Source organism: Streptomyces sp. C, assembly GCF_000158895.1.
Lineage (GTDB): Bacteria > Actinomycetota > Actinomycetes > Streptomycetales > Streptomycetaceae > Streptomyces > Streptomyces racemochromogenes.
In genome coordinates this window covers 299303-301500 of record NZ_GG657750.1, presented here as the reverse complement: position 1 = coordinate 301500, position 2198 = coordinate 299303, and the positions used below count along the sequence as shown (strand labels likewise).

Below are 2198 nucleotides of genomic sequence, written 5' to 3'. Positions count from 1 at the left end.
GCCACGAGCACCGCCGCCGAGCGGCGCGGGCCTGCTGTGTACTGCATGGGATGCTCCTCGATGTCTCCCGGCCGGCCCCGCACCGGCACGTGCACGGACACGGCGCCCCGCCCCGCCCGGGTTCCCGCGCTGCGCCGTTGTGGCAGTCCTGTCACACGACCACGACGTTTCCCCCGTCCCCGGACGCGGGGAGTGCGACGGCGGAGGAGCGGGAACGCCGGTCCGGGGCGGTGGCGGGCGGAGGGGACGCCCCCTAGCGCTGCGCACGGTGGAGCGCCGCGCTGACGGGGACCGCCCCGTACGGTACGCCGTCCCGCGGGAGCCCCGGCGGACGCTGCCCGCCGTGGGCCGGCGTGGCGCCGAGGAGGCCGCCCGGGCCGAGCGGTGGCCGCGGCCCGGAGACCCCCGCGAAGCGGTCGCCCGCTCACCCGTCCCCGGACGGGCGCCGAAGCTCCTCGGCCTGCCGGGCACCGTCGCCCCCGCAACCGGGGTGGTCCTCGGCCGCCACCGCCAATTCGGGGCACGAGTGGCTACGCTGACGCCGTGACGGACACGCGGACCGGCCGCCGGCGGCTGATACGGGCCGGGCTCGGCGCGGCCGCCGCGGCGCTCGCCGGCTGCGCGGCGGACTCCGGGCCGGCGCACCTGCTGCGGCTCGCGACCGGGCCGCGCGGAGGCCCGTACAACGCCTTCGGCCTCGCCCTGGCGCGGGCCGCCGCCGACACCGGGAGCGGCCTGGAGATCGTGCCGGTGGACACCGCCGCGAGCGTGGACAACCTGAGCAGACTGGACGAGGGCTCCGTGGACCTCGCCCTGGCCACGGCCGACGTCGCCGAGGACGCGGTGCTCGGGCGGGAGCCGTTCCCCCGCCCGGCCGCGGTCACGGCCCTGGCCCGGGTCTACGTCAACTACACGCACCTGGTGGTCCCCGCCGCCGGACCGGTGCACGCCGTACCCGACCTCGCCGGACGCCCCGTCGCGGCGGGCGCCGCCGGGTCCGGGGTCCAGGTGGTCGCCGGCCGCATCCTGCGCGCCGCCGGGCTCACCGGGACCGGCGCCGGCCCGACCCCGGCGGACGTGCGCCTGCTGGGCCTCGCCGAATCGGCGGCCGCCCTGCGCACCGGCGCCGTCGCCGCGTTCTTCTGGTCCGGCGGCGTCCCCACCCCGGCCCTGACGGAGCTGGCCCGCGCAGTGCCGCTGCGCTTCCTCGCCCTGGACGGCCACGTGGGCCCGCTGCGCGAACTCCACGGCCCCGTCTACACGGCCGTCACCCTCCCGGCCGGGGCGTACGGACTGACCGCCCCCGTCTCCACCCTCGGCGTCGGCAACTACCTCCTCGCCCGGGACACGGTGCCGGCGGACGCCGCGGGCGCCCTGCTGCGGGTGGTGTCCGACCGGTGGCGCGACCTGCTGCGCGACGTGACCGCGGGCGTACGGCTGGAGCCCCGCTTCGCCATCTCCACCGGGAAGGTCCCCCTCCACCCGGGCGCCGCCGCCCACTACCGCTCCGTGTACGGCTGAACCGTCACGCCGACGGCAGCCGCAGCTCCACCGCCAGCCCGCGCGGCACGTTCCCGCCGACGCCGAGCCGGCCGCCGCTGAGCCGCGCGATCTCGTCCGCGATGGCCAGCCCCAGCCCGCTGCCGCGCACGTTCTGGTGCTGCGGCGCGCGGGCGAAACGCCTCGGCAGCAGCTCCAGCTGCTCCTCGGGGACCCCCGGCCCGTCATCGGCGACCCGCACCACCGCCGAGCCGTCCGCAGCCCGCCGGGCGCACACCTTGACGCGGCCGCCGCGCGGCACGAACTTCACCGCGTTGTCCAGCGCCGCGTCCAGGACCCGGCCCGCCGCGTCCGGCAGGGCACGGGCCGGCAACTCCCCGGCCGGGCCGCGGACCGCCAGCTCCAGACCGGCCGCCCGGAACACCGGCAGCCAGGCGCGCACCCGCTCCCGTACCGCCACGGCCACGTCCTGCTCCCGCAGCTCCGGCGCCGCCGACTCCACCCGGGCCAGCGCCAGCAGCCCGTCGAGCAGCTCCTCCAGCCGCTCCGTCTCCTCCAGCGCGCGGCCGTGTTCGGCCCGGCCGGGACCGGGGGCGACGTGCGGCTCGACGTTCTCCAGCTGGAGCACCAGCGTCGCCAGCGGGTTGCGCAGCTGGTGAGAGGCGTCGGCGACGAAGTCCCGCTGGCGGGAGAGGGAG

The 2198-nt window shown here is 78.8% G+C and carries 2 protein-coding genes; one reads left to right on the top strand and one right to left on the bottom strand.

Annotated elements, in window-relative coordinates; genetic code table 11:
• The first annotated feature begins 543 nt into the window (after positions 1 to 543).
• Complete coding sequence (locus tag SSNG_RS01605) at positions 544 to 1521, top strand: TAXI family TRAP transporter solute-binding subunit (protein WP_128636826.1); 978 nt, start codon at positions 544 to 546, stop codon at positions 1519 to 1521.
• A 4-nt stretch (positions 1522 to 1525) separates the two neighbouring features.
• Here SSNG_RS01605 and SSNG_RS01600 read toward each other — a convergent pair.
• Positions 1526 to 2198, bottom strand: a 673-nt coding sequence (locus tag SSNG_RS01600) for a HAMP domain-containing sensor histidine kinase (protein ID WP_007262031.1), incomplete at its 5' end; no start/stop codon positions are given.